21 protein-coding genes and 1 other RNA gene are annotated in these 25,201 nt (G+C 68.7%); 13 read left to right on the top strand and 9 right to left on the bottom strand.

Annotation, left to right across the window (positions count from 1 at the left end; genetic code table 11):
• Positions 1-58 precede the first annotated feature (58 nt).
• On the bottom strand, positions 59-4,204 hold the full coding sequence (gene rpoB, locus COC42_RS03345) for a DNA-directed RNA polymerase subunit beta (protein ID WP_096341838.1): 4,146 nt from the start codon (positions 4,202-4,204) through the stop codon (positions 59-61).
• A 289-nt stretch (positions 4,205-4,493) separates the two neighbouring features.
• Here rpoB and COC42_RS03340 point away from each other — a divergent pair, with 289 nt between their 5' ends.
• The 4 genes from COC42_RS03340 (at position 4,494) to COC42_RS03325 (ending at position 10,031) form a co-directional block, all read left to right on the top strand.
• The gene (locus COC42_RS03340; protein ID WP_141395770.1) at positions 4,494-5,819 is read left to right on the top strand and encodes an LPXTG cell wall anchor domain-containing protein; all 1,326 of its coding nucleotides are present in this window, start codon (positions 4,494-4,496) and stop codon (positions 5,817-5,819) included.
• Positions 5,820-5,901: 82 nt separating this feature from the next.
• The gene (locus COC42_RS03335) at positions 5,902-7,323 is read left to right on the top strand and encodes a M16 family metallopeptidase (RefSeq protein WP_096341836.1); all 1,422 of its coding nucleotides are present in this window, start codon (positions 5,902-5,904) and stop codon (positions 7,321-7,323) included.
• Complete coding sequence (locus COC42_RS03330) at positions 7,323-8,738, top strand: M16 family metallopeptidase (RefSeq protein ID WP_096341835.1); 1,416 nt, start codon at positions 7,323-7,325, stop codon at positions 8,736-8,738. The genes COC42_RS03335 and COC42_RS03330 overlap by 1 nt, the downstream gene beginning before the upstream one ends.
• 51 nt (positions 8,739-8,789) lie before the next feature.
• Entirely contained in the window at positions 8,790-10,031 is a 1,242-nt protein-coding gene (locus COC42_RS03325) for a threonine synthase (protein ID WP_096341834.1), read from the top strand.
• A 48-nt stretch (positions 10,032-10,079) separates the two neighbouring features.
• Here COC42_RS03325 and COC42_RS03320 read toward each other — a convergent pair whose 3' ends face one another.
• Both COC42_RS03320 and COC42_RS03315 read right to left on the bottom strand, forming a co-directional pair.
• Positions 10,080-10,541 (bottom strand): GFA family protein, encoded by a 462-nt coding sequence (locus tag COC42_RS03320; protein WP_096341833.1) that lies wholly within the window; start codon positions 10,539-10,541, stop codon positions 10,080-10,082.
• 2 nt (positions 10,542-10,543) lie between these two features.
• On the bottom strand, positions 10,544-11,200 hold the full coding sequence (locus tag COC42_RS03315; protein ID WP_096341832.1) for an alpha/beta hydrolase: 657 nt from the start codon (positions 11,198-11,200) through the stop codon (positions 10,544-10,546).
• 106 nt (positions 11,201-11,306) lie between these two features.
• On the opposite strand from COC42_RS03315, the gene COC42_RS03310 reads away from it, so the two are divergent.
• The 4 genes from COC42_RS03310 (at position 11,307) to ffs (ending at position 13,970) form a co-directional block, all read left to right on the top strand.
• Entirely contained in the window at positions 11,307-12,413 is a 1,107-nt protein-coding gene (locus tag COC42_RS03310) for a cysteine desulfurase family protein (protein ID WP_096341831.1), read from the top strand.
• Positions 12,410-13,501, top strand: a complete 1,092-nt coding sequence (locus COC42_RS03305; RefSeq protein ID WP_096341830.1) for a cysteine desulfurase family protein — start codon at positions 12,410-12,412, stop codon at positions 13,499-13,501. Before COC42_RS03310 ends, COC42_RS03305 begins: the two co-directional genes overlap by 4 nt.
• Positions 13,498-13,836: a 2Fe-2S iron-sulfur cluster-binding protein gene (locus COC42_RS03300; RefSeq protein WP_096341829.1), complete on the top strand. Its 339-nt coding sequence runs from the start codon at positions 13,498-13,500 to the stop codon at positions 13,834-13,836. The genes COC42_RS03305 and COC42_RS03300 overlap by 4 nt, the downstream gene beginning before the upstream one ends.
• 36 nt (positions 13,837-13,872) lie before the next feature.
• An RNA gene (gene ffs, locus COC42_RS03295) (signal recognition particle sRNA small type) lies at positions 13,873-13,970 on the top strand.
• Between the two features lie 101 nt (positions 13,971-14,071).
• Here the strand turns inward: ffs and COC42_RS03290 are convergent.
• Positions 14,072-15,028: a cupin domain-containing protein gene (locus tag COC42_RS03290; protein WP_096341828.1), complete on the bottom strand. Its 957-nt coding sequence runs from the start codon at positions 15,026-15,028 to the stop codon at positions 14,072-14,074.
• Entirely contained in the window at positions 15,025-16,335 is a 1,311-nt protein-coding gene (locus COC42_RS03285; RefSeq protein WP_096341827.1) for an MFS transporter, read from the bottom strand. The genes COC42_RS03290 and COC42_RS03285 overlap by 4 nt, the downstream gene beginning before the upstream one ends.
• 106 nt (positions 16,336-16,441) lie before the next feature.
• On the opposite strand from COC42_RS03285, the gene COC42_RS03280 reads away from it, so the two are divergent.
• The 3 genes from COC42_RS03280 to COC42_RS03270 are packed head-to-tail and all read left to right on the top strand — an operon-like array spanning position 16,442 to position 18,741.
• The gene (locus COC42_RS03280) at positions 16,442-17,311 is read left to right on the top strand and encodes a cupin domain-containing protein (RefSeq protein WP_245843800.1); all 870 of its coding nucleotides are present in this window, start codon (positions 16,442-16,444) and stop codon (positions 17,309-17,311) included.
• Positions 17,312-17,329: 18 nt separating this feature from the next.
• The gene (locus tag COC42_RS03275) at positions 17,330-17,746 is read left to right on the top strand and encodes a hypothetical protein (RefSeq protein ID WP_096341825.1); all 417 of its coding nucleotides are present in this window, start codon (positions 17,330-17,332) and stop codon (positions 17,744-17,746) included.
• An 11-nt stretch (positions 17,747-17,757) separates the two neighbouring features.
• Positions 17,758-18,741 carry an SMP-30/gluconolactonase/LRE family protein gene (locus COC42_RS03270; RefSeq protein ID WP_096341824.1) on the top strand — a complete coding sequence of 328 codons (984 nt, stop codon included), beginning with the start codon at positions 17,758-17,760 and terminating at the stop codon, positions 18,739-18,741.
• 78 nt (positions 18,742-18,819) lie between these two features.
• Here COC42_RS03270 and COC42_RS03265 read toward each other — a convergent pair whose 3' ends face one another.
• From COC42_RS03265 to COC42_RS03255, 3 genes are read right to left on the bottom strand one after another with little or no spacing between them, the layout of a single operon-like run.
• Entirely contained in the window at positions 18,820-19,344 is a 525-nt protein-coding gene (locus tag COC42_RS03265; protein WP_096341823.1) for a gamma carbonic anhydrase family protein, read from the bottom strand.
• A complete protein-coding gene (locus COC42_RS03260) occupies positions 19,344-19,655 on the bottom strand; it encodes a hypothetical protein (RefSeq protein WP_096341822.1) in 312 nt (103 codons plus the stop codon). Before COC42_RS03260 ends, COC42_RS03265 begins: the two co-directional genes overlap by 1 nt.
• A gap of 11 nt (positions 19,656-19,666) precedes the next feature.
• Positions 19,667-21,574: an outer membrane protein assembly factor BamB family protein gene (locus tag COC42_RS03255; RefSeq protein ID WP_245843793.1), complete on the bottom strand. Its 1,908-nt coding sequence runs from the start codon at positions 21,572-21,574 to the stop codon at positions 19,667-19,669.
• A 137-nt stretch (positions 21,575-21,711) separates the two neighbouring features.
• On the opposite strand from COC42_RS03255, the gene COC42_RS03250 reads away from it, so the two are divergent.
• On the top strand, positions 21,712-22,896 hold the full coding sequence (locus tag COC42_RS03250) for a CaiB/BaiF CoA transferase family protein (RefSeq protein ID WP_096341820.1): 1,185 nt from the start codon (positions 21,712-21,714) through the stop codon (positions 22,894-22,896).
• The gene (locus tag COC42_RS03245; RefSeq protein ID WP_096341819.1) at positions 22,893-23,672 is read left to right on the top strand and encodes an enoyl-CoA hydratase; all 780 of its coding nucleotides are present in this window, start codon (positions 22,893-22,895) and stop codon (positions 23,670-23,672) included. The genes COC42_RS03250 and COC42_RS03245 overlap by 4 nt, the downstream gene beginning before the upstream one ends.
• 42 nt (positions 23,673-23,714) lie before the next feature.
• On the opposite strand, the gene COC42_RS03240 is transcribed toward COC42_RS03245, so the two are convergent.
• Entirely contained in the window at positions 23,715-25,190 is a 1,476-nt protein-coding gene (locus tag COC42_RS03240; protein WP_096341818.1) for an NAD-dependent succinate-semialdehyde dehydrogenase, read from the bottom strand.
• Positions 25,191-25,201 lie beyond the last annotated feature (11 nt).

Here is a 25,201-nt window from a genome sequence, read left to right as displayed (position 1 = left end):
AATTCGTCGCGTGCGGAAGGGAAGGGGCAGCGGTCCGGAAACCGCTGCCCTGTCCTCGTTACTCCGCCGCCTCGGCCAGCTCGTCGCCTTCGTCCATCGACTTCAGCTCGACGTTGAGGCCCAGCGAGCGCATTTCCTTGACGAGCACGTTGAAGCTCTCGGGAATGCCGGCCTCGAACGTGTCGTCACCCTTGACGATCGCCTCATAGACCTTGGTGCGGCCGACCACGTCGTCGGACTTCACCGTCAGCATTTCCTGCAAGGTATACGCCGCGCCGTACGCCTGCAGCGCCCAGACCTCCATCTCGCCGAAGCGCTGGCCGCCGAACTGCGCCTTACCGCCCAGCGGCTGCTGGGTGACGAGGCTGTACGGCCCGATCGAGCGCGCGTGGATCTTGTCGTCGACGAGGTGGTGGAGCTTGAGCACATACTTGTACCCCACCGTCACCTTGCGATCGAAGCGATCGCCGGTCCGCCCGTCGTAGAGATCGACCTGACCCGACTCGTCGAGGCCCGCCAGGCGGAGCATTGCCGTCACGTCCGCCTCGACCGCGCCGTCGAACACCGGGGTGCCCATCGGCACGCCCTTGCGAACATGGCTCGCGAGGTCGGCGATCTGCTCGGGCGTCCGCGCCGCGATCTCTTCGGCGTAGTTGTCGCCGTAGATCTCGCTCAGCAGCTCACGCACCGCTTCGGGGGGCTGGCCCGCCTCGGGGTTCGGATTCGCCTCGCGCCAGGCATCGAGCGCCGCACCGATCTTGCGACCGAGGCCGCGCGCGGCCCAGCCGAGGTGCGTCTCGAAGATCTGCCCGACGTTCATGCGGCTCGGCACGCCTAGCGGGTTGAGCACGAAGTCGACCGGCGTCCCGTCCTCGAGGAACGGCATGTCCTCCTGCGGCAGAATGCGGCTGATGATGCCTTTGTTGCCGTGACGGCCGGCCATCTTGTCGCCCGGCTGCAGCTTGCGCTTGATGGCCACGAAGACCTTGACCATCTTGAGCACGCCCGGCGGCAGCTCGTCGCCGCGCTCCAGCTTCTCGCGGCGATCCTCGAACTTCTCGCGGATGCGCTTGGCCGCCTCGTCATACTGGGCCTTCACGCCCTCGAGATTGGCCTGCACGGCGTCGTCGGCGACGGCGAACTTCCACCACTCGTGACGCTCGACGCTTTCGAGCAGCGCGTCATCGATGACCGAGCCCTTCTTGAGGCCCTTGGGCACCGCGGTCGCGGTCTGGCCGATCAGCATGTCCTTCAGGCGCGACCAGGTCGCACGGTTGAGGATGCCGCGCTCGTCGTCCGAGTCCTTCTTCAGGCGCTCGATCTCCTCGCGCTCGATCGCCATCGCGCGCTCGTCCTTGTCGATGCCGTGGCGATTGAAGACGCGAACGTCGACGATCGTGCCCGACACACCCGGGGGCAGGCGCAGCGACGTGTCGCGCACGTCGGACGCCTTCTCGCCGAAGATGGCGCGCAGAAGCTTTTCCTCCGGCGTCATCGGGCTCTCGCCCTTCGGCGTGATCTTGCCGACCAGGATGTCGCCCGGCTCGACCTCGGCGCCGATATAGACGATGCCCGCTTCGTCGAGGTTGCGAAGCGCTTCCTCGCCGACGTTCGGGATGTCGCGGGTGATGTCCTCCGGCCCGAGCTTGGTGTCGCGGGCCATGACCTCGAACTCCTCGATGTGGATCGAGGTGAAGACGTCGTCCTTGACGATGCGCTCGCTGATGAGGATCGAGTCCTCATAGTTGTAGCCGTTCCAGGGCATGAACGCGACGAGCACGTTGCGGCCGAGCGCCAGCTCGCCGAACTCGGTCGAGGGACCGTCGGCGATGACGTCGCCCGCACGCACGGTGTCGCCCACCTTCACCAGCGGACGCTGGTTGATGCAGGTCGACTGGTTCGAACGCTCGAACTTCATCAGCGTGTAGATGTCGACCCCGCTCTCGCTCGCGTCGACGTCGCCCGTCGCACGGATGACGATACGGGCCGCGTCGACCTGATCGACGATGCCGTCACGCTTGGCCGCGATCGCTGCACCGGAGTCGCGCGCCACCGTCTCTTCCATGCCGGTGCCGACGAACGGCGCCTCTGCCTGAAGCAGGGGAACCGCCTGGCGCTGCATGTTCGAGCCCATCAGCGCACGGTTGGCGTCGTCATTCTCGAGGAAGGGAATGAGCGAGGCCGCGACCGACACGAGCTGCTTCGGCGACACGTCCATGAGCGTGATCTGCTCGGGGAGCGCCATCAGGAACTCGCCGCCCTGGCGGGCCGAGACCAGCTCCTCGGTGAAGCGACCCTCGGCGTCGAGCGCCGCCGACGCCTGTGCGACGGTGTGCTTCTGCTCCTCCATCGCCGACAGATAGACGACCTCGTTGGTCACCTTGCCGTCGATGATCTTGCGGTACGGCGTCTCGATGAAGCCATACTTGTTGACGCGGCTGAAAGTCGCGAGCGAGTTGATGAGGCCGATGTTCGGCCCTTCGGGCGTCTCGATCGGGCAGATACGGCCATAGTGCGTCGGGTGGACGTCGCGAACCTCGAAGCCCGCACGCTCACGCGTGAGGCCGCCCGGCCCGAGCGCCGACACGCGGCGCTTGTGGGTGACTTCCGACAGCGGGTTGGTCTGGTCCATGAACTGGCTGAGCTGCGACGAGCCGAAGAACTCGCGCACCGCGGCCACCGCGGGCTTCGCGTTGATGAGGTCGTTCGGCATCACCGTCGACACGTCGACCGACGACATGCGCTCCTTCACCGCGCGCTCCATGCGGAGCAGGCCGACACGGTACTGGTTCTCGAGCAGCTCGCCCACCGAACGCACGCGGCGGTTGCCGAGATTGTCGATGTCGTCGATCTCGCCCTTGCCGTCCTTCAGGCCGACCAGCGTCTTGATGACCGCGAGGATGTCCTCGGTGCGGAGCGTCGTCACCGTGTCGGGCGCGTCGAGGTCGAGGCGCATGTTGAGCTTGACGCGGCCGACGGCCGACAGGTCGTAGCGCTCGGGGTCGAAGAACAGGCCCGCGAACAGCGACTCCGCGGTCTCCAGCGTCGGCGGCTCGCCGGGGCGCATGACGCGGTAGATGTCGGCCAGCGCCTGCTCACGCTCCTCGGCCTTGTCGGCCTTGAGCGTGTTGCGGATCCAGGGGCCGGTCGAGACATGGTCGATGTCGAGCAGCTCGACGCGGTCGATGCCGGCCTTGTCGAGCTTTTCGAGATTCTCGGCCGACACTTCGTCGCCCGCCTCGATATAGATCTCGCCCGTCGTCTCGTTGATGAGGTCGAACGCCGAATAGCGGCCGAAGATCTCCTCGGTCGGGATCAGCAGTTCGGTCAGGCCGTCCTTCGCCGCCTTGTTCGCGGCGCGCGGGCTGATCTTCTGGCCGGCGGGGAAGATGACCTCGCCCGACTTGGCGTCGACGATGTCGAACATCGGCTTGGTGCCGCGCCAGTTCTCCGCCGCGAACGGAATCTGCCAGCCGTTCGGGCCGCGGACATAGGTCACGCGGTTGTAGAAGTGGTTGAGGATGTCCTCGCTGTTGAGACCGAGGGCATAGAGCAGCGACGTCACCGGCAGCTTGCGCTTGCGGTCGATGCGGACGTTGACGATGTCCTTGGCATCGAACTCGAAGTCGAGCCAGCTGCCACGGTAGGGGATGACGCGAGCGGCGAACAGGTACTTGCCGCTGGCATGGGTCTTGCCGCGGTCATGGTCGAACAGCACGCCCGGCGAGCGGTGCATCTGGCTGACGATGACGCGCTCGGTGCCGTTGACGATGAAGGTGCCGTTCTCGGTCATGAGCGGCATGTCGCCCATGTACACGTCCTGCTCCTTGATATCGAGGACGCTGCGCGCCTCGGTATCGGGATCCACCTCGAACACGATGAGGCGCAGGGTGACGCGCATCGGCGCGGCATAGGTGATGCCGCGCTGGCGGCACTCTTCCTGGTCGAACTTGGGGCTCTCGAGCTCGTAGTTCACGAAATCGAGCTCGGCGGTGCCGGCGAAGTCGCGGATCGGGAACACCGACCGCAGAGTCTTCTCGAGGCCCGAGACATAGCCGATCGAGGGATCGGAACGCAGGAACTGTTCATAGCTCTCGCGCTGCACCTCGATCAGGTTCGGCATCTGCACCACTTCGTGGATGTCGCCGAAAACCTTGCGGATGCGGCGCTTGACGGTGCCGCTCTCGATTGCCTTGGTTGCCATAAGCTGCTGTTCGCCTCGCTCAGCCGGAATGTCGGGCGCAAATGCCTTTCGGGACGCAAAAAGCCGCGTGCCCCGGATGGGACCGCAGCTTCATGGGGCGTCCTGAAATAACCTGTCAGACCCATTCTTGGGCGCGCTGCGCGACGGCGCACCCTATCCCGGTCGTGAAGGCAGAGGCGCGATATAGGGGCGGGGGGTGAGGCTGTCAAACCACGCGCACGCCAAAAACGGCCGCACGCGCGAGCGGGGGCTAGCGGCGGGGGCCACAAGGGCGATAAAGCGCCCGGCCATGTTCCGGTTCCCCCTGTTGGTCCTTGCCGTCATCCCCGCGGCCGTCCCTGTCGCCGCGCAGCAGACGCCCGCGCCCGAGCGCATCCTGCCGCCGATCCGCTATTCGCTGCCGCCGGGCGAGGGGCAGGAGGCGCCCGCGCCGACGCCGACCCCCACTCCCGTCCCGACGCCCGCGCCCCCGCCCATCGTGGTCCCGACCGTCACCCCGACGCCCCGCGCCGCGCCGACGCCGCGCACGACCCCCAGTCCGGTCGCCACCGCCACGCCGCGCGCGCAGCCCACGGCTACGCCAGCGCGCGAACCCGAGGTCGTCGAGCCTGCGGCCCAGCCCGGCCCGGCACCGATCGAGTCCGCACCGCCCGCACCCGTCGCCACACCCGAGGCGGCACCTGTCGAAGACGCAGCGCCAGCCACCGCGGCCCCGGCGGAGACCGGCGGCAACGGCACGCTCTGGGCGGTCCTCGCCGGTCTCGTCATCCTTGCAGGGGTGGCCTTGTTCTTCTGGCGCCGCCGTGGGCGTAACGACGGCTTCGTCGAAGTCGAGGCGCCGATCCCCGCGCCAGAGCCCGCCCCGCGCCCGGTGACGCCGCCGCCCGCGCCGCGCCCCGCGACCCCGCCCCTCGCCACGCCGCCGCCCGTCGCGCCGACGCCCGTCGCGCCGCCGCCCGCGCCCGAACCGGCCGAGCCGCCGCAGTTCCTGTCGCGGCCTGCCGGTGCGCCGCTCGGCCCGCGGCCCGACATCCCCGCGGGCACCATCACCGCCTTTCGCGCTGCCCCCGCGACCCCGGCGGGCACGCTCACCGCGTTCAGCCGCCCGGCACCCCAGCTTGGCATCGAGCTTCAGCCGATCCGCGCAGGCCTTCAGGAGGACGCGGGCTTCGTCGAGTTCCAGTTCGCGATCCTCAACCAGAGCGATCAGGCGGTCTCGGACATGCTCGTCTCGGCATGGATGCTGACGGCCAGCGCCGATCAGGACGAGCGCATCCTCGCGCACCTTGCCGAACCCGTCGATCCGGCGCAGCACAGCCGCTACACGCTGCGTCCGCAGGAGCATCGCGAGCACCGTGCGGCGATGGGCGCGCCGCTCGATCAGCTCAACGTGGTCGAGGCGGCGGGGCGCCGCTTCTTCGCGCCGATCATCCTTGTCGACGCGCGCTACCGCGCCGAGGGGGGCGGGCAGGGGCGCAGCAGCGCGGCGTTCATGGTCGGCCGGCCGAACCCGACCACGGGCAAGCTTGTGCCCGTCTATGTCGATCGCGGGCCGCTCCTCGTCGAGGGGCTGACCGCACGTCCCTATCCGATCCGGCGATCGCAGGCGGCCTGACGGTAACGGCGGCAACGAAAAGCCGCTTGCGGGCGGCGACTGTCTTGCTAAGCTGATACAGTCACCTTCTGGGGGAAGTATCATGAAGCTGAGGCAGATGACCGCCGCGCTCGCGCTCGCGGCGTGCTGGCCGGGAATGGCCGCCGCGCAGGCGCAGCCCGCCGCCGCCGCGCCCGCGCGGCTCAACGTCGACATGCAGTATTTCACGCTGCCCAACGGCCTGCGCGTGGTGCTCGCCAAGGACACGATCGCCCCGACGGTGACGGTCGGCGTCTATTACGGCATCGGTTTCCGCGTCGAGCCGCGCAACCGCACCGGCTTCGCGCATCTGTTCGAGCATCTGATGTTCCAGGGGTCGGCGAACGCGCCCAAGGGCGTGATGATCGACACGATCGGCGCCAATGGCGGCATCCTCAACGGCTCGACCCGCTTCGACTTCACCAACTATTTCGAGGTCGTTCCCTCGAGCGCGCTCGACCGGATCCTGTGGCTCGAGGCCGACCGCATGGCGCGCCCCGTCATCAACGAGGAAGTGCTCAAGAACCAGCAGGGCGTCGTCGGTAACGAGGTCAAGGTCAACGTCCTCAACCAGCCCTATTCGACCTGGCCGTGGATCGACCTGCCGATGCTCGCCAACGAGAACTGGCACAACGCGCATAATTTCTACGGCGATCTGACCGAGATCGAGGCCGCGACGGTGGCCGACGCCAAGACCTTCTTCGACAGCTATTACCGGCCGTCGAACGCAGTGCTCGTCGTGGCGGGCGACATCGACTATGCGGCGACCCGCGCCACGGTCGAGCGGCTGTTCGGGCCCATCGCCTCGAAGCCGCGCCTTGCCCAGCCCGACATCAGCGAGCCGCGCCAGACGCAGGAGAAGTTCCGGAGCCGCGTCGACAAGCTCGCGCCGCGCCCCGGCTATGCGGCCGCGTACAAGGTGCCGCCGCGCGGTACGCCCGAATGGTATGCGATGGGCCTGATCGACCAGATGCTCGTCCAGGGCGAGGACAGCCGTCTCTATGCCGAACTCGTGCAGAATCGCGGGCTGACCGGCTCGATCAACGGCGGCATCAATGCGCTGCTCGGCGACATGTTCGACTATAACGGGCCGATGCTGTGGAGCTTCAGTTTCCAGCACGATCCGAAGACCACGCACCAGGCCATCACCGCGGCGGTGAACGGCGTCGTCGAGGGGCTGCGCACGACGCCGGTGTCGCAGGCCGAACTCGACCGTGCGCGCACCAAGCTGCGCTCGCAGCTCTATTCGAGCGTCGATGGTCTCGGCCGCATCGGCCTCATCAACCTGCTCGCGGTCTATGCGCTGTTCGACGACGACCCGACCAAGGTCAATCAGATCGAGGCCGGCTTCGCGCAGGTGACGCCCGCCCTGATCCAGAAGGTGGCGCAGGAATATCTGCGTCCGACCAACCGCTCGATCTACGTCATCGAACCCGGCGCCGCGCAGCCTGCCACCGCTGCTGCCCAGCCCAAGGGAGCCCAGTGATGCGCCGTCCGCTGATCTTCGCCACTACCGCCGTCGCCGCGCTGGCGACTTCCATGCCGCTCGCCGCGCAGACCGCGACCCCGCCGCCGCTCGGCACGCCCAAGCCTTTCGCGGTGCCGGCGAGCGAGACCTACACGCTGCCCAACGGCATGGCGGTGACGCTGATCCCCTATGGCACCACGCCCAAGGCGGTGATGATGCTCGACGTCTATGCCGGCGGGATCAACGAGGCCGACAGGGTCTGGCTGTCGCAGCTCGCCGCCGAGATGACGAAGCAGGGCGCGGCGGGCAAGTCCGCCGGCCAGATCGCGACCGCCGCCGCCGACATGGGCGGCAGCCTCAACGTCGTGCCGGGCGAGGAGAAGACGAGCTTCGCGATCGACGTGCTGTCCGAACATGCGGGCCATGCCGTCGCATTGCTCGGCGACGTCGCGACCCGGCCCGACTTCCCCGCGGCCGAGTTCGACCGGGTGAAGGCCGACGCCGCCCGCCGCCTTGCCATCAGCATGTCGCAGCCGGGCACCCTGGCGACCGCGGCGCTGTTCAAGCGCTATTACGGCGCCGAACATCCCTATGGCCGCTACGTGCCGAGCCAGGCGCAGCTGGAGGGCTATACGCTCGCCGACGTCAAGGCCTTCCATGCCGCCAATTTCGGGGCGAAGCGTGCGCATCTCTATGTCGCCGGGCGGTTCGACGCGGCGGCGGTCAAGGCGGCGGTGACGCAGGCGTTCGGCGGCTGGGCGGCCGGACCCGAGCGGGCGAAGGCGCCCTACACGCCCGCGCCCGGCCCCGTCGTGCTGCTGGTCGATCGCCCCGGTGCGCCGCAATCGACGCTGCGGCTCGCCTTCCCGGCACCCGCGGGCGCGAGTGCCGGCGACGTGCCCGAGCGCGTGTCGAACGCGATGCTGGGCGGCATGTTCAGCTCGCGCATCACCCGCAACATCCGGGAGGACAAGGGCTACACCTATTCGCCCGGCTCCTCGATTCAGTTCTGGCCGGGGGCGGGTACCTGGGTGTTCCAGGCCGACGTCACTACCGCTTCAACCGGCGCTTCGGTGACCGAGGTGTTCAAGGAGATCCGCGGGCTCCAGACGACGACCCCACCCGCGGCCGAGGTGACGGGCGCGCGCAACTACCTCGCCGGGCTGTTCGTCATCCAGAACGCGACCGCGCAGTCGCTCATCAACTCGATGGCGCAGCGCGACGGGCTGGGCTGGCCGAAGGACTGGCTTCAGACCTATGTCCCCGCGGTGCTCGCGGTGACGCCGGCACAGGTGCAGCAGGCGGCGGTCTCGACCCAGCCGATCGACAAGGCGACGCTGGTCGTTGTCGGCGACCTCGCCACCGTCGAGCCGCAGCTCAGGGCGCTTCCCGAGCTGAAGGGGGTGACGTTCCAGCGCGTGACCGTGCCCTGATCCGGGCTGCCCCGGCTTGACCGCCGCCGCCGCGGTGGCCAAGCCGGGGGCATGATCTGGAACGACAATCTCACCGCCGACCGCCCGAGCTTCGTCACGCATCTCGAATGCGGGCTGACCGGCGAGCGGTACGAGGCCGATGTGGTGCAGGGCCTGTCGCGCGCCGGACGGCCGCTGCTGGTCCGCTATGATCTGGGCGGCGTGCGGGGGGCGCTGACGAAGGAAGCGCTCGCCGCCCGCCCGCGCGACCTGTGGCGCTGGCGCGAGCTGCTGCCCGTACGCGACAAGGCCAACATCGTCAGCTTGGGCGAATGCGAGACGCCGCTGATCCCGCTGCTCGCCGCCGGCGAGCGCCTCGCGGCGCGGCCGCCGCTGGTGAAGGACGAGGGGCGGCTGCCCACCGGCAGCTTCAAGGCCCGCGGGCTGGTCATGGCGATCAGCATGGCCAAGGCGCTGGGCGTCCGGACGATCGCGATGCCGACCAACGGCAATGCCGGCGCGGCGGCGGCGGCTTATGCCAGCCGCGCAGGGATCGAGAGCGTGATCCTCTGTCCCGACGACACGCCCGAGATCAACGTGCGCGAGATCGCCGCGCAAGGGGGCCGGGTCTACCGCGTCAACGGCCTGATCGACGATTGCGGCGCGATCGTCGCGAAGGGCTGCGCGGAGAATGGCTGGTACGACCTGTCGACGCTTAAGGAGCCGTACCGGATCGAGGGCAAGAAGACGATGGGGCTGGAGCTGGCCGAACAGCTCGCCTGGGAGCTGCCCGACGCGATCTTCTATCCGACCGGCGGCGGCACCGGCCTCATCGGCATGTGGAAGGCGTTCGACGAGCTGGAGGCGATCGGCCTGATCGGCCCGCGGCGCCCGCGCATGTATGCGGTGCAGGCGTCGGGCTGCGCGCCCATCGTCCGCGCGTTCGAGGCGGGCGAGCGCCACGCCGAGCGGTGGGAGGACGCACACACCGTTGCCGCAGGTATTCGCGTGCCCAAGGCGGTGGGCGACTTCCTGATCCTCGACGCGGTGCGCGAGAGCGGCGGCAAGGCGCTGGCGATCGGCGACCCGGCGATCGTCGCCGCGACCGAGCGCGCCGCGATCGAGGACGGGCTGCTGCTCTGTCCGGAGGGCGGCGCGACGCTGGCGGCCTACGAACAGGCGCTGGCCGATGGTGAGGTCGGGCGCGACGAGCAGGTGGTGCTTTTCAACTGCGCGACGGGCCTCAAATACCCGATGCGCGACCGGTCGAAGACGCTTGACCGGCATGGGGCGATTGATCTGGCAGCGCTCTGATCGGCGTCACGCCGATCATCGGGCGACAGCCAGGCGAAGGTTTGCCCGTTAGTCCGGTTGATACTGTCGATTGCTCGCCGCGATCCGCTCCGCCCATTCGGCATCCTCGCTACCCGTCTCGCCACGCGAGGGCAGCGAGGGCAGCGCGTCAAACCATGCAAGCTTGCCTTCGACGCCCATCTGCGTTTCCGGCGCAAACACCTCGGGATCGTCGAGCGAGGCGATCGTCAGGTTGAACCGGCCGCTGTCGTCGCCGTGATAGAAGAGCGGCGTTCCGCAATTCGCACAGAAGCCACGCGTCGCAGCCGCGGAGCTTCGCCACACGGCGGGCGCGCCGTGCGTCCATTCGATCGCCTCATCCGGAACGCCGAAAAGCGCCGCGAACGGCCCCCCGACCGCGCGCTGGCACATGCGGCAATGGCAAATATGGGGGCTGCCGGCGTTCACCGCGGTGATGCGATAGCGGACCGCGCCGCACTGGCATCCACCGCTCGCCGGCAGCGCACCCATGGTCAGCGGATCGGCGAGTTGGGGTCGAGCCGCATGTCGAGATAGCGATCGACGCTCCCCATCAGCTGCGGCATCTCGTGCTCGAAGAAGTGGTTGGCGCCGGGGATGGTGTCGTGATGGATGGTGATGTGCTTCTGCGTACGCAGCTTGTCGACCAGCTTCTGCGTGGCGCTTGGCGTCACCACCTCGTCCGCGTCACCCTGGATGATGATGCCCGAGCTGGGGCAGGGGGCCAGGAAGGTGAAGTCGTACATGTTCGCCGGCGGCGCGATCGAGATGAAGCCGCGGATCTCCGGCCGGCGCATCAGTAGCTGCATGCCGATCCACGCGCCGAAGCTGACGCCCGCGATCCACGTCGTCTGCGCCTCCGGGTGGAAGCTTTGCACCCAGTCAAGCGCGCTCGCCGCATCCGACAACTCGCCGATGCCGTTGTCGAACGTCCCCTGGCTCTTGCCGACGCCGCGGAAGTTGAACCGCAGCGTGGCGAAACCGCGGCGCTGGAAGGTCTTGTAAAGCTCCTGCACGATGCGGTTGTTCATCGTGCCGCCCGACTGGGGGTGCGGGTGGAGGATCATCGCGACGGGCGCGCGGGGACGGGGGGCGGGGGCGAAGCGCCCCTCGAGACGGCCTTCGGGGCCGGGAAAGATCACTTCGGGCATCGGTTTCCTGTTACGACTGCCGGCGCCGCCAATGGTAGCGCCCACCAATGCGTGGGCTATATAAGCCGGGCGGCCCGACAAGCAACGCCGCCGGGAGACGAAGCGCTTGGGCAATCGCCTCTATCTGGATCACGCCGCCGCGACGCCGATGGTCGAGCCCGCGATGGCCGCCGTCGCGGGCGCCATGGCCGACTGGGCCAACCCGTCGTCCCCCCATGCCGAGGGGCGGGCGGGGCGCGCGGTGCTCGAGGGCGCGCGGACGCGGCTGATCGCCGCCTATGGCTGGGCCGGCGACCTCATCTTCACCAGCGGCGCGACCGAGGCGCTGGGCATCGCACTGACCCGCGCCGAGGCAGCGCGCGTGCTGGTCAGCGCGACCGAGCATGAGGCGGTGTTGCGCGCCGCGCCCGAGGCCGAGCGGCTGCCAGTGATCGAGGACGGGACGCTCGATCTCGACGCGCTCAGGGCCGCGCTTGCCTCGGGGCCTTCGCCTGCGCTCGTCGCCGTCCAGTGGGGGAACAACGAGACCGGTGTTCTCCAGCCGCTGGGCGAGATCGCAGCGATCGTGCACGAGGCGGGCGGGCTGCTGCTCGCCGACGCGGCGCAGATGCCGGTGGGATGGGACGACGACGACCTGCCGCAGCATCATGCCGATTTCGTCGCGCTGTCGGGGCACAAGCGTGGCGGGCCGCCGGGCGTCGGCGCGCTGTTGGTCCGCGACTTCGCGGCGCTGCGCCCCTCGGGCGGGCAGGAGCGCGGCTATCGCGGCGGGACCGAAAATGTGCCGGGCGCGGCGGGCTTCGTCGCGGCGGTCGGCGTGCCCGAGGACCTGATCGACCTGGCCGAACTGCGCGAGCGGCTCGACCATGGGCTCGCCGCGGCGGGGGCGGAGCGGATGGGGGCCGACGCGCCGCGCCGGACGCCGACGATCGCCGCCTATCGGATGCCGGGCGTGACCGCGGCGACGCAGCTCATCCGCTTCGACCTGATGGGCATCTCGGTGTCGGCCGGTGCGGCCTGCTCGTCGGGGACGATGCGGCCGAGCCATGTGCTGGCGCAGATGGGCGTCGCGCCGGAGGCGGCGGCGGAGGTGATCCGCGTGAGCTTTGGCCGCACGACCACCGCCGCCGATGTCGAGCGCTTCCTCACCGCCTGGACTGCGATCAGGCGCGAATCGGGCGGCACCGTCACGGACGGTGACCTCCGCATATGATCTATCTCGACTATCAGGCAACGACGCCGCTCGCGCCCGAGGCGCTGGCGGCGATGCTGCCCTGGCTCGAGCGCCAGCACGCCAATCCCCACAGCCCCCATGCCCCCGGCCGGGCCGCGCGCGCGGCGGTGGAGGTGGCGCGCGATGCGGTCGCCGCGCTGCTGCCGCCGGGCGGGCGCGTCGCTTTTACGAGCGGTGCGACGGAGGCGCTCAACTGGGCGATCAAGGGCACCGCCGGCCCGATCGTCACTTTCGCCACCGAACATGCCGCGGTGCTCGACACCGTTGCGGCAGAGGCCGCGAAGGGAAGGGCGGTGACGGTGCTGCCGGTCGGAAGCGACGGGATCGTCGACATGGCGGCGGCGCGGGTGGCGATCGGGCCGGGCACCGGCATCGTCGCCGCGATGCTCATCAACAACGAGATCGGCGTTGTCCAGCCGGTCGCCGAACTCGCGGCGCTGGCCCGCGCGGCCGGCGCGCGGATGCTGTGCGATGCGGTGCAGGGCTATGGCCGGGTGGTGATTCCCGAGGGCTGCGACCTCGTCGCGGTGTCGGCGCACAAGATCCACGGGCCGAAGGGCGTCGGCGCGTTGTGGGTGCGGGATGGCATCGAGCTCGGCCCGCTGCTCCACGGCGGCGGACAGGAGGCGCCGGGGCGCTCGGGCACGCTCAGCCCCGCGCTCTGCGCCGGGTTCGGTGCGGCGGCACGGCTGGCGGCGTCGCGGATGGGCGAAGATGCCGCCCATGTCGCGCGGCTGTTCGACCGGGCGATCGGTCTTGTGGGCGACGGCTGGACGCTCAACGGATCGGCGACGCGGCGCTGGTTCGGCAATCTCAACGTGCGGCGCGCGGGGCTCGACGTCGCGCGGCTGATGTCAGAGTGCCGCGACATCGCCTTTTCCGCGGGATCGGCCTGTGCGAGCGGATCCGGGCGCTCCAGCCATGTGCTGCGCGCCATCGGCCTTGCCGAGGCGGAGGCGCGGTCGAGCATCCGCATCGGCTTCGGCCGCGAGACGACGGAGGAAGAACTGGTCGAGGCCCTGACCCGGATCGACGCCGCAGCCGCGGCGCAAAGGCTGGCGGCGTGACCCGCATCCGCTTCGTCGCCGCCGATGGCGAGACCGTTCGCGAGGTGACGGGCGCGCCCGGCGATCGCCTGCTCGACCTTGCCCAGAATGACGGCCAGCCGCTCGAGGGGACGTGCGAGGGGCAGATGTCGTGTTCCACCTGCCACGTCATTGTCGCGGGCGAGGATTTCGACCTGCTCCCACCGCCGAGCGAGGAGGAGGAGGACATGCTCGACCTTGCCGCCGGGGCGACGCGGACCAGCCGGCTCGCCTGCCAGATCTGGATCGAGGCGGGGTGGGAAGCGCTGACCGTCCGCATCCCGCCCGAACGCCGCGATATGCGCGGGCGCGGCTGACCGCTTGCCATGTCGCCCGCGCGCCGCCATATGGCGCGCGGGAGTCGGGCGGACGTAACTGTCGCCAACCCGGTCAGGTCCGGAAGGAAGCAGCCGTAACGACCTCGTTGCGGGTCGTTCCGGCTCCCACCCTTTGAAATCGTGATGTGCCGTCGGCAGTCGCCTTCTGCTCCCCTTCCTGTCGGGAAGGGCTGAGAAGTGCGGCATCTTGGCCGATGCCCGATGCCTCAGCCCCTCACTGCCGCCCGCCGGACTCCTCGGTATAGGCGTGCCCGCCCGCCGGATACGGGTTGATCGCCACTCGAGTGCCCCATTGCCCCTCCGGCCCGCCGAAGCTCGCGCGGTGCCAGTGGCCCTGCGGCGCGGAGATGATGTCGCCGGCGGCGGCGGTGAAGACGGGCTGGCCCTCGACCTGAAGAGTCACATTGCCCTCCATCACAAACCAGAACTCGTCATAGCCGACATGGAAGTGGCCGAGATTGCTGGCGGGCGGTGTCGGCGTCGCCCGGCCGCGGATGTTGTTCACGAACATGTGCTGGTCGGCGATGAAGGCGCCGGGCCGTGCGCCCTTCCCGACGATCTCGCCATAATAGTCGAGGAATGGGTGGTGCCGCTCGTCATAGCCGCCGGGTCCACCGGTGACGATCCGCTTCTCATAGGCCCAGCCCGCGACCTTCGCCGGGGCGGGAGCGTCGGCGGGGTAGAGCGGCATGTCGCTCGCGGCGTTGAGCTGGAAGTAGAGTGCGGGCGTGCTGCCTACGCTCTCGAGCGTGAAGGGGACACGGAAGGGTACGTTGATCTCGAACCCCTTGCGCGCGGTGAAGGGTTCCTGCCCCGCCATCGTCACGCGCAACTCGCCCTCCCACACGATGATCGCAGTGCGGTTATCCGAATAGGCGAGCGTCGTCGTCCGCTTGCCCGGCGAAAGCTGGTGCCAGTCAGCGACCAGGTCCTTGTTGCGGATGACCGGCTGCGTCCAGTCCGCCTTGCCGCGATGGAGCGCCTTCACGTCGGCGAGCTTCCACCACGCGCGGTTGGGCGCGCGCCAGGGATTGGGCGGCGTCTTCTTCGGTGTCCAGGCGACGAGCGGCGGGGGCGGGGCGGGGCGCTGGCCCTGCGCCAGCAGCGGTGCCGCGATCGTGAGCCCGAGGATTGCCGCCAGTGTCGTCCGCATCGTCTCTCCCTTCGTCATGCCGTCACCGCTTCGCCGAAGCCCTCGTCCGCGGCAGGCTCGATCAGGCGGTTGGGATCGACCACCGCCCAGGCGAGCGTGCCCACCAGCACGATCGCCGCGCCCGTGCCGAACGCCGCGACCCAGCCATATTGCGCCGCGATCCACGGTGTCAGCGACGATGTGATCGCGCCGCCCACCTGACAACCGACGTTCATCAGCCCCGAGACGACGCCCGTATGCCGCCCGGCGATATCCGCTGTCACCGACCAGAAGCTGCTCTGCGACAGGTAGATCGCGCCGCCGCCGAGGGCGAGGACGAGCACCGCGAGCGGCGCATTGTCGACGCGGCTGCCGACCAGCAGGAACAGCCCCGTCAGCACGAACGCGACCATCGCGAGGCCTGACCGCCCCGCATAGAGCCCGCGCCGCTTCGAGATCGCGTCGTTGAGCACGCCGCCGCCCAGGCACCCGACCGTCATCGCGAGGAACGGGGCCATGCCGTAGAGCGCGCTCGCTTTCAGATCGAGGCCGCGCGCCTCGGCCAGATAGATGAAGAACCAGGAGAAGAAGATCCAGATGACATAGCCGAACGCGAAATAGCTGAGGAACAGGCCCCAGACGTTGCGGCTCGACAGGATCGCGCGCCACGGGATCGCCACGCGCTCCTGGGCGGGGGCGGGGGGCAGGCCCGCCTCGATATGCGCGAGCTCTTCAGGCGAGACCCCCGCATGTTCCTGCGGCCGGTCGCGGGCGACGACGTACCAGATGACCGCGACGATCAGGCCGATCGCCGCGCAGACATAGAAGGACGCGCGCCAGCCGGCGAAGGCGATCACCGCGGTGATGAGCGGCGGGGTGAGGCCCGACCCTGCGCCGACGCCCGCGAAGATCAGGCCGTTGGCCTTGCCGCGCTCGCTCGCCGGCACCCAGCGCGAGACGAACTGGTTGGCCGAAGGATAGACCGCCGCCTCGCCGATGCCGAGCGCGAAGCGGACGATCGCGAGCATCAGGATCGCATGCGCGCCCTCGGGCGGCACCAGCGCGGTCGCGACGCTGAACAAGCCCCACCAGACGAGCGCCCAGGTGAGGAGCCGGCGTGGGCCGTAGCGCGCGGCGAGCCAGCCCGCCGGCACCTGAAACGCGGCATAACCGATCAGGAAGGCGCTGAAGACCCAGCCCAGCTGGATCTGGTCGATGCCGTATTCCTGGCGCATCTGGACGCCGGCGACCGAGATGTTGGTGCGGTCGAGGAAGGCGATTGCGCTGATGACGAAGAGCAGGAAGACGAGCCCCACCCGTATGCGCGTCCGCCGGCCAGTCGCCATCACCCTCTCCCTCGCTTGTCGCGAAATATCCTATATGATTCTCGTGTAGAGCGGTTATATCCTTGCGTAAAGGCCGCAATGGCCGTTCATGGAGAGGGGAGCGGCGATGATCCGACTGGCGATGGGCGCCGCGCTGTTGATGGCGCTGCCGGCATCCGCACAGACGCTCGAAGCGCGGATCGGGCGCTACGATCCGGCCAAGGCACGCGAATTGAGCGCGGTGCACGGCGGGGCGGGGACGATGCGCTTCGCCGGGCTGCTCGGACCGGAAGCGCTCTCCACCAACCTCATCTTCGTCCATCGCGGCGTGATCGCGCCCAAGAGCAGCATCGGCCAGCATTTTCATAACCAGTGCGAGGAGATGTTCGTCATCCTCGACGGCGAGGCGCAATTCACGATCGACGGACGCACTTCGACCATCAAGGGCCCGGCGGCGGTGCCCGACCGCATGGGACATTCGCACGCGATCTACAATCCGACCGACAAGCCGTTGCAATGGCTCAACATCAATGTCGGGGTGACCAAGAGCTACGACAATTTCGACCTGGGCGACACCCGCGAGGGGGCGGCGCTCGACCGGGTGCCGCAGTTCGTCTCGATGCGTTTCGATCGCGCGCTCCTTAAGCCGGTCGAAGGGAGCACCGGCGTGCTTGGTCGCCGCGCGCTCGGGCCGGAGATCTTTTCGACGACATGGACCTATGTCGATCACCTGCTGCTCCAGCCCGGCGCCCGCAGCGCGCCCGCCGCGGCGCCGGGGATGAGCGAGATGCTCTACGTCATGAGCGGCGCGGGCGAGATCGAGGTGGCGGGCGAGCGCGCAGCAATCCGCGAGGGCGACGCGATCCCCGTTGAGGTCGGACAGGCGCGCGCAATCCGACAGACCGGCGACGCGCCCCTCGAATTGATGGTCGTCGGCGTGGCCAGGGACCAGGCCGCCAAGGCTGCCTTTGCCGCGGCCGCTCGCGCCAGGCGCTGAACTTCAGGGAGAGTGGAAATGAAGCGACGCAATCTGTTGAAACTGCTGGGACTGGCCGGTGTCGCCAGCACCGCACCTGCAATCGCGATGCCGCAGGCACGTGGGCGCAAGCCGATCGTGCTCTATTGCGACCTCGCCATCGACCCCGCGCGGGAGGCCGAGATGCTCGACCATTTCCACAAGCGCTTCCGACCGGCGGCCGAAAGCTTTCGCGGGCGCGGCTTCCTCGACCTCAAGATGCTCAAGATCCGCACCGTCATCCAGGGCCAGCCGGCGCCCGCGAACGGAATCAACTATCGCTTCCAGCTTACCTATGAGAGCGAGGAGCAGCGGCAGGTGTGGGTCAAGTCCGACCTTCACCAAAAGGTCTGGCCGCTGATCGAGGACACCGTCACCAACAAGGACTATCTCGTCCTCCTGACCGACGCCGTTTGAGGAGCCACCGCATGCGTTTCGCCCTGCCGATCGTCGCCGTCATCTGCGCCGCGCCGGTGCTCGCCCAACAAGCGCCCGCGCCGCGGATCGAGCGCGCCGACGCGGCGCTCGACGCGCTGATCGCTCCCGATGCCAAGGTCGAGCGGGTGGCCACCGGCTTCACCTTCGTCGAGGGGCCGCTCTGGCATCGCGGCAAGCTCTGGTTCTCCGACGTCAACGGCGACAAGCTCCGGACGGTGACGCGCGACGGCAAGGTGGTCGAGCTGCTCGACAATTCGGGCGGCCTGCCCAACCCGCCCAAGGGCAAGAGCATCGGCTCCAACGGCCTCGTCCCCGCTGCCGACGGGCGCGTGCTGATGGCGCAGATGGGCGCGCGGCGGATCGTCAAGGTGGACGAGGCGGGCCGCGTCGAGCCGTTCCTCGACCGGCTGGACGGCAAAAGGCTGAACAGCCCGAACGACATGGTCCATGCCCCCGACGGGTCGCTGTGGATCACCGATCCGCCGTTCGGCCTCTACAACGGCATGGACAAGGACCCGGCCAAGGAGCTGCCCTTCAACCCGGTGCTCCGCTACGCCGACGGCAAGCTGACCGCGCCGATCACCGACCTGGTGCTCCCCAACGGCATCGGCCTCTCGCCCAAGGGCGACACGCTGTACATCGCCGATTTTGGGCAGGCGACGATCTTCGCCTATCCGATCGCGCGTGGCGGCAAGCTCGGGACCCGACGGACGGTGTTCACCTTCCCCAAGGAGCCGGGCGGCGGCGCCGACGGGCTGAAGGTCGATAAGCGCGGCAACATCTGGGCGACGGGGCCGGGGGGCATCTGGATCATGACGCCCGCGGGCAAGCAGCTCGGCCGCATCCGGTTGCCGGAGGTAGCCGCCAACATCGCATTCGGAGAGGGCGGGAATGCAGCCTGGATCACGGCCTCCAAGAGCGTTTACCGCGTGCCGATCAAGGGTGTGGGGATGCTGCCGCGGTTCGCGAAGTAGAGCAATGGGCTCCCGCAAAAGCGGGAGCCCATAGTCAGGCAGGGGGAGCATCCTTTGTCGACGACGCCGGCGCGCGCCTCAATCGACCCGCGTCAGGTTTGCCCTGAAATGCGCCTGCCGCGCGGCGTAACCCGCCGCCGACGCCTTGAGCGCTGCAATCGCCTCGGGCGAAAGCTCGCGCACCACCTTGGCCGGCGATCCGACGATCAGACTGCCCGGCGGAAAGGTCTTGCCCTCCGTCAAAAGGGCGCCGGCGCCCACCAGGCAATCGTCGCCGATCACCGCATTGTTGAGCACCGTTGCGCCCATGCCGATCAGCACCCGGTCGCCGACCGTGCAGCCATGCAGGATCGCGTGATGCCCGATCGTGCAGTCCGCACCGACGATCAGCGGCACGCCGGGGTCGGAGTGGAGCATCGCCCCCTCCTGAACGTTGGTCCGGTCGCCGAGGACGATCGGCGTGTTGTCGGCGCGAATGACGGCGCCGAACCAGATACCGACCTCGTCGCCCAGCACCACTTCGCCGATCAGGTCGGCCGAGGGCGCGACCCAGCTCGAACCCGGCACCACCGGCGCGTGGCCATCGATCGCGTAGAGCGGCATCAGTTCTTCGCGGGCGCCGAGGCGTCGCCGCCGGCGAGGTTGGCGGCCAGGTAATCGGTCATCACCTTCTGCTCCTCGGGCTCGAGTTCCGCGCCGCGGTCGATCATCGACTGCACCGTTGCGGCCCAGGCGGCGGGCGTCTTTCGCACGCTCGTCACCTGTGCCGTCGAATGGCAGAAGCCGCAACGCTCCTTGATGAGGTCGAGGCCGGGGCCAGGTGGCGGCGGCGCGGCGGCCTGTTGCCCGGCAACGGCGCTGCCGATGCCGGCGCCGGCGAGCGCGAGGGTAAGGGCCAGGTCACGGATACGCATGGGATACCTCGTCACGGAAGCGTGTAGACGACCACCTCGTCGGCGGTCGCGGGCTGGAAGGCGAAACCGCCGGTGGCGACGACGCCGAGCGCCTGTTTGCCGCCGGGCAGCGAGAAGGTCATCGGCGTCCCATAGTTGGAGGCGGGCAGCTTGTCCTTCCAAAGGAGCTTGCCCGTCTTCGTCTCGAACGCGCGGATCATCGAATCGCGGGTGGCACCGATGAAGGTGAGGCCGCTCGCCGTGGTGATCGGCCCGCCTGCGCTGATGCCGCCGGCATCCTTGAGTTCGGGCTCCTCGTTGTCACCAAGCACGCTCCGCCACGCGACGTCGCCGGTGTTCACGTTGACCGCCACCAGTTCGCCCCACGGCGGCTTGCTGCACGGATTGCCCGTCTCCGGATCGAGGAAATAGGCATAGCCGGCCTTGAGGCCCCAGGTGCCGTCCTCCTGTTTCGCCATCTGCTGTGGGCTGGCGAGGTTGTTGATGTTGACGACGTAGAGCCCGCTCGACGGGTCGAACGACCCGCTGCCCCAGTCGATGCCGCCGAAGCTGCCGGGGAAGAAAGCGACCGCCGAATCGGCGCGGAGCGGCTGGAACATCTTCGAGCCGACCACCTTCATGTCGGCAACGATTTTGTCGCAGGTGGCGCGAAGCGCCGGCGGGCCGGCGACCATCTCGCTCATGTCGAACGACAGGCGGCTCAAGGGCGCGGGCTTGGCCGGCATCGGCTGGGTCGGCCAGGGATGCTCGCCGGTGTCGTTGTCGGTCGGAACCGGCACTTCCTTGACGTCGTACAGCGGCTTGCCCGTCACGCGATCGAGGATGAACATGATCGCCATCTTGTTCATGACGGCAATGGCGGGGATCGTCTTGCCGCCGCGCTTCACGTCGATCAGCGTCGCGGCGGGCAGGTCGACGTCCCAGATGTCGTGATGGATCGTCTGAAAGTGCCAGAGATACTTGCCCGTCGCCGCCTCCACCGCGACGATCGAGTTGCCGTACAGGTTCTGCCCCTTGCGGTCGCCGCCCCAGCGGTCGAACGTCGGCGTGCCGATCGGGAGATAGGCGATGCCGCGCTCGTCGTCGACGAGCGTGAAGGTCCAGATGTTGGCGCCCGAGCGCTCCTTCCAGCTGTCACCCTCCCACGTTCCGAAATTGGGCTCGCCGGGGCGGGGGATGGTGTGGAAGGTCCAGACGAGCTTGCCCGTCCGCGCGTCCCAGGCACGTACGTCGCCCGATGCGCCCTTGACGGGCATTTCCTGTACGCGGCTGCCGGTGATGATGAGGTTCTTGTAGATCGCCGGCGGGCTGCTCATGCCGAGCGGTGCACGAGTGCCGTTCATCACCTCCGGGGTCTTCATGTCGACGATGCCGGCGGTGCCGAAGTCCGCGGCCGGCTTCCCCGTTGCGGCATCGAGCGCGTAGAGCTTGCCCGTGCGCGTGCCGAAGACGATCCGTGCGCCTGTCTTGCCGTCGCCAGGCCAATAGGCGACGCCGCGGGTCGAGGCCTGATCATTGGTCGGGAAGGTGAAGACCCACTTCTCCCTGCCCGTTGCGGCGTCGAGCGCAACGACGCGGCGGTAGGGGGTAGAGAGATACATCGTCCCGCCGACAACCAGCGGCGTCGCCTCCGACGCCGAAAAGCCGGTCTTGAACTTTTGCGGCACGCCATCGGGCATCGGGATCGTGTCGGCGGTCACGCCCGCGGGGCGCATGTGATAGGTCCAGAGCCGCTTCAGACTGGCAACGTTGCTCGGCGTGATCTGGCGCAGCGGCGAGTGGCGTGCATGGCTTTCGTCGCGGCCGTAGCTGGTCCAGTCCCCTTGGCCTTGCGCAGCGGCAGGGAGTGCGGGCAGGGTACAGGCGGCGATCGCGCCGAGGAACATCAGGGGGGCGGGTCGCACGGTGCGGATCGTCAAGCAGGCTCTCCTTGTCGTTTGCCTGTGCGGGCCAACCCGGCGGCAAATCGCGTTGCGCCGCAGATTAGACCGACTATAGATCATATACAATATGATCCGAGCGGATTTGGTCCGCATCAACAAGGGGAGGGACACCGATGTCCGATCTGCCGCTCGCTGGCCTCCGCGTGCTCGACATCTCGCAGGTGATGGCCGGGCCGTTCTGCTGCATGCTGCTGGGCGACATGGGCGCCGACGTCATCAAGATCGAGCCGCCGAAGACGGGCGATTCGACGCGCCATTCGATGGGTTTCCGCCTGAAGGGGGAGGATAGCCCCGGCTTCCTCGCGCTCAACCGCAACAAGCGCAGCATCACCCTGAATCTGAAGGACGAGGACGACCGCAAGGTGCTGTACGCGCTGGTCAAGACCGCCGACATCCTCGTGGAGAATGCGCGGCCGGGCGTCGCGGCGCGGCTGGGGATCGATTACGACACGCTGGCCGCGATCAATCCGCGGCTCGTCTACGCCTCGATCTCGGGCTTTGGGCAGACGGGGCCGTGGGCGCAGCGGCCGGGGTTCGACCTGATCGCACAGGCGATGTCGGGCATCCTCTCCTCGAACGGCTTTCCGGGCATGGAGCCTGCCAAGAACTCGATCGCCGTCGCCGATCTCGGGGCAGGGCTGTTCAGCGCCTATGCGATCCTGTCGGCGGTGATCGGCCGGCAGACGTCGGGCAAGGGCCAGTATATAGACGCCTCGCTGCTCGAGGCCGCGATGGGCCTGTCGATCTGGGAGACGACCGAGTTATGGGGCACGGGCAAGGCGCCCACGCCGATCGGCTCGGCCAACCGCATGTCGGCGCCCTACCAGGCGGTCGAGGCGTCTGACGGCTGGTTCGTGATCGGCGCGGCCAATCAGGGGCTGTGGCTGACGTTCCTTCAGGTGATCGGCCGGCCCGAATTGCAGGATGACCCCCGCTATTCGACCAATGCCGCGCGGGTACAGAATCGGCTCGAATTGATCGACGATCTCGCGCCGACGTTCAGGACGCGCACCAAGCAGGATTGGATCGACGCGCTGCTCGCCGCCGGCGTCCCCGCCGCGCCGATCCTCGATTATGGCGAGGCGGTGGAAAGCGAGCAGGCGGTCGCGCGCGACATGGTGCAGATGGTCCCGCACCCGGTCGAGGGCGAGTTCAAGGCGCTGGGCTTCCCGGTCAAGATGCGCGGCACCCCGCAACAGGTGCGGATGCCGCCGCCGCTCCTCAACGAGCATGGCGCCGCGATTCGCGCCGAGCTGGCCGAAGCCGGCCTGTTGCCCGCGCGCGAGGCGGCCGAATGAGCGGTCAGGTTCTCGTCGCGCGCGACGGCGCGGCGGCGCATGTCCGCTTCGACAACCCGGCCGCGCACAATGCCCTGACGAGCGAGATGTGGCTGGCGCTGCGCGACGCGGCGCTTGGCTTCGCGCAGGACCCGTCGATCCGCGTCGTCACCTTTCGCGGCACGGGCGGCAAGGCGTTCATCTCGGGCACCGACATCTCGAAGTTCGCCGATTACACGACCGGCGAGCAGGGGGTGGATTATGAGCGCGGCATCGACGAGTGCATGGCAGCCGTCGACGCGATCCCCTGCACGACGATCGCGGTGGTCGAGGGATGGGCCGTGGGCGGCGGGATCAACATTGCATCGGCCTGCGACTTCCGCATCGCGACGCCCGACGCGAAGTTCGGCTCGCCGATCGGCCGGACGATCGGCAACTGCCTGTCGGCCGCCAGCGTCGCGCGGATCGGCGCAGCGGTCGGCGTGCAGTTCGCCAAGCGCATGGTGCTGCTGGGCGAAATGCTGACCGCCGAGCAATTGCTGGCGAGCGGTTTCCTGTTGAAGGTGGTCGAGCGCGAGGCGCTGGACGACGAGCTCTACGCCCTTGTCGCGCGCGCGGCGGAGAATGCCCCGCTGACGACCCGCACTACCAAGGCGACGATCCGTGCGATGACCTTCGGCGCGTTGCCGGAGATCGAGGAGCTTATCGCGGAGGTTTACGGAAGCGCCGATTTCCGGCGGGGCGTGAGCGACTTCCTGGTCAAGACGAAGCGGGTGCCGGACTGGGAAGGGCGATAGATCTCAACCCCTCCCCTTCAGGGGAGGGGGTTCAGCCAGGTGTTACCAACTCACCGCGATGTACTTCGCCTCGCAATATTCGATCAGGCCGTGGTGCGAGCCTTCGCGGCCGAGCCCGCTCTGCTTCACACCGCCGAACGGTGCCGCGGCGTCCGACACCAGCCCGCGGTTGACCGCAACCATGCCGCACTCGATCCGCTCGGCGACCTGCAAGGCGCGCTTGAGGTCGTCCGAATAGACATAGGCGGCAAGGCCATATTCGGTCGCGTTGGCGAGGGCGACCGCCTCGTCCGGCGCCTCGAAGGGGATCACCGCGGCGACCGGCCCGAAGACTTCGGTCGAGAGGATTTCCGACCCCGGCTGGACATTGGCGATGACGGACGGGGGATAGAAATAGCCCGGCCGGTCAAGCGTCTTGCCGCCCAGCTTCACCTCCGCCCCGCGCGACACCGCGTCGGCGACCAGTCGCTCGATCTTGTCGATCGAGGCCTTGTTGATCATCGCGCCGCACTGCGTGCCCGCCTCGGTCCCCGGCCCAACGGTCAGCGCGCCCATCGCCGCCGATAGCCGCTCGACAAAGGCATCGTGAATGCCGCGCTGGACGTAGAAGCGGTTGGCCGCGGTGCACGCCTCGCCGGCGTTCCGCATCTTGGCGACCATCGCGCCCTCGATCGCCTGGTCGAGGTCGGCGTCGTCGAAGACGAGGAAGGGCGCGTTGCCGCCGAGTTCCATCGACGAGCTGATGACCTGATCCGCCGCTTCGCGCAGAAGGATGCGGCCAACCTCGGTCGAGCCGGTGAAGCTCAGCTTACGGACGCGCGGGTCGTGAAGGATCGCGCTGCACACCGGGCCAGGGTCGCTGGTGTTGACGACGTTGACGACGCCCGCCGGCACGCCGGCGCGGCGCATGATCTCTGCGACCGCAAGCGCGGTCAGCGGCGTCTCCTCGGCGGGCTTGAGGATGACGGTGCAGCCCGCTGCCAATGCCGGCGCGATCTTGCGCGTCGCCATCGCCGCGGGAAAGTTCCAGGGGGTGATGAGCAGCGCGATGCCGATCGGCTGATATTGAACGAGGATGCGGTTGCCGCCCGACGGCGACACCGACAGCTCGCCGTTCACGCGCACGGCCTCTTCGGCATACCAGCGGAAGAACTCGGCGGCATAGGCGACCTCGCCGCGCGCGTCGGTCAACGCCTTGCCATTCTCGAGCGAGATGAGGTGGGCGAGCCATTCCTGATCGGCCATCATCGCGTGGAAGCAGGCGAGGAGGATGTCGGCGCGCTTGCGCGGGGCCGTCGCGGCCCAGGCAGCGGCCGCGGCGTCGGCGGCATCGACGGCGGCAATCGCTTCTTCGACGCTGCAATCCGCGACGCTGGTCAGTACGCTGCCGGTCGCGGGATCGGCGATGTCGATGCGCTTGCCGCTCGCCGAAGGGGTCCACGCATCGCCGATCAGATTATCGGTCGGAACGGCGAACGGGCCTTCCCGCCCGGCGGGCGTGTAGCTGTTGACGGTCATGGTTCGGTCGG

Source organism: Sphingomonas spermidinifaciens, assembly GCF_002351485.1.
Lineage (GTDB): Bacteria > Pseudomonadota > Alphaproteobacteria > Sphingomonadales > Sphingomonadaceae > Sphingomonas > Sphingomonas spermidinifaciens.
Note: the sequence above shows the minus strand (reverse complement) of the source record. Positions and strands in the feature narration are given on the sequence as shown.

What these genes read in the sequence shown, in the direction of transcription:
- COC42_RS03280 (WP_245843800.1), top strand. Translation starts at nt 16,442, where the DNA reads ATGATCCGACTGGCGATGGGCGCCGCGCTGTTGATGGCGCTGCCGGCA.
- COC42_RS03245 (WP_096341819.1), top strand. Translation starts at nt 22,893, where the DNA reads ATGAGCGGTCAGGTTCTCGTCGCGCGCGACGGCGCGGCGGCGCATGTC.
- COC42_RS03265 (WP_096341823.1), bottom strand. Translation starts at nt 19,344, where the DNA reads ATGCCGCTCTACGCGATCGATGGCCACGCGCCGGTGGTGCCGGGTTCG.
- COC42_RS03275 (WP_096341825.1), top strand. Translation starts at nt 17,330, where the DNA reads ATGAAGCGACGCAATCTGTTGAAACTGCTGGGACTGGCCGGTGTCGCC.
- COC42_RS03290 (WP_096341828.1), bottom strand. Translation starts at nt 15,028, where the DNA reads ATGACGAAGGGAGAGACGATGCGGACGACACTGGCGGCAATCCTCGGG.
- COC42_RS03340 (WP_141395770.1), top strand. Translation starts at nt 4,494, where the DNA reads ATGTTCCGGTTCCCCCTGTTGGTCCTTGCCGTCATCCCCGCGGCCGTC.
- COC42_RS03320 (WP_096341833.1), bottom strand. Translation starts at nt 10,541, where the DNA reads ATGGGTGCGCTGCCGGCGAGCGGTGGATGCCAGTGCGGCGCGGTCCGC.
- rpoB (WP_096341838.1), bottom strand. Translation starts at nt 4,204, where the DNA reads ATGGCAACCAAGGCAATCGAGAGCGGCACCGTCAAGCGCCGCATCCGC.
- COC42_RS03240 (WP_096341818.1), bottom strand. Translation starts at nt 25,190, where the DNA reads ATGACCGTCAACAGCTACACGCCCGCCGGGCGGGAAGGCCCGTTCGCC.
- COC42_RS03270 (WP_096341824.1), top strand. Translation starts at nt 17,758, where the DNA reads ATGCGTTTCGCCCTGCCGATCGTCGCCGTCATCTGCGCCGCGCCGGTG.
- COC42_RS03325 (WP_096341834.1), top strand. Translation starts at nt 8,790, where the DNA reads ATGATCTGGAACGACAATCTCACCGCCGACCGCCCGAGCTTCGTCACG.
- COC42_RS03305 (WP_096341830.1), top strand. Translation starts at nt 12,410, where the DNA reads ATGATCTATCTCGACTATCAGGCAACGACGCCGCTCGCGCCCGAGGCG.
- COC42_RS03315 (WP_096341832.1), bottom strand. Translation starts at nt 11,200, where the DNA reads ATGCCCGAAGTGATCTTTCCCGGCCCCGAAGGCCGTCTCGAGGGGCGC.
- COC42_RS03285 (WP_096341827.1), bottom strand. Translation starts at nt 16,335, where the DNA reads ATGGCGACTGGCCGGCGGACGCGCATACGGGTGGGGCTCGTCTTCCTG.
- COC42_RS03330 (WP_096341835.1), top strand. Translation starts at nt 7,323, where the DNA reads ATGCGCCGTCCGCTGATCTTCGCCACTACCGCCGTCGCCGCGCTGGCG.
- COC42_RS03335 (WP_096341836.1), top strand. Translation starts at nt 5,902, where the DNA reads ATGAAGCTGAGGCAGATGACCGCCGCGCTCGCGCTCGCGGCGTGCTGG.
- COC42_RS03260 (WP_096341822.1), bottom strand. Translation starts at nt 19,655, where the DNA reads ATGCGTATCCGTGACCTGGCCCTTACCCTCGCGCTCGCCGGCGCCGGC.
- COC42_RS03250 (WP_096341820.1), top strand. Translation starts at nt 21,712, where the DNA reads ATGTCCGATCTGCCGCTCGCTGGCCTCCGCGTGCTCGACATCTCGCAG.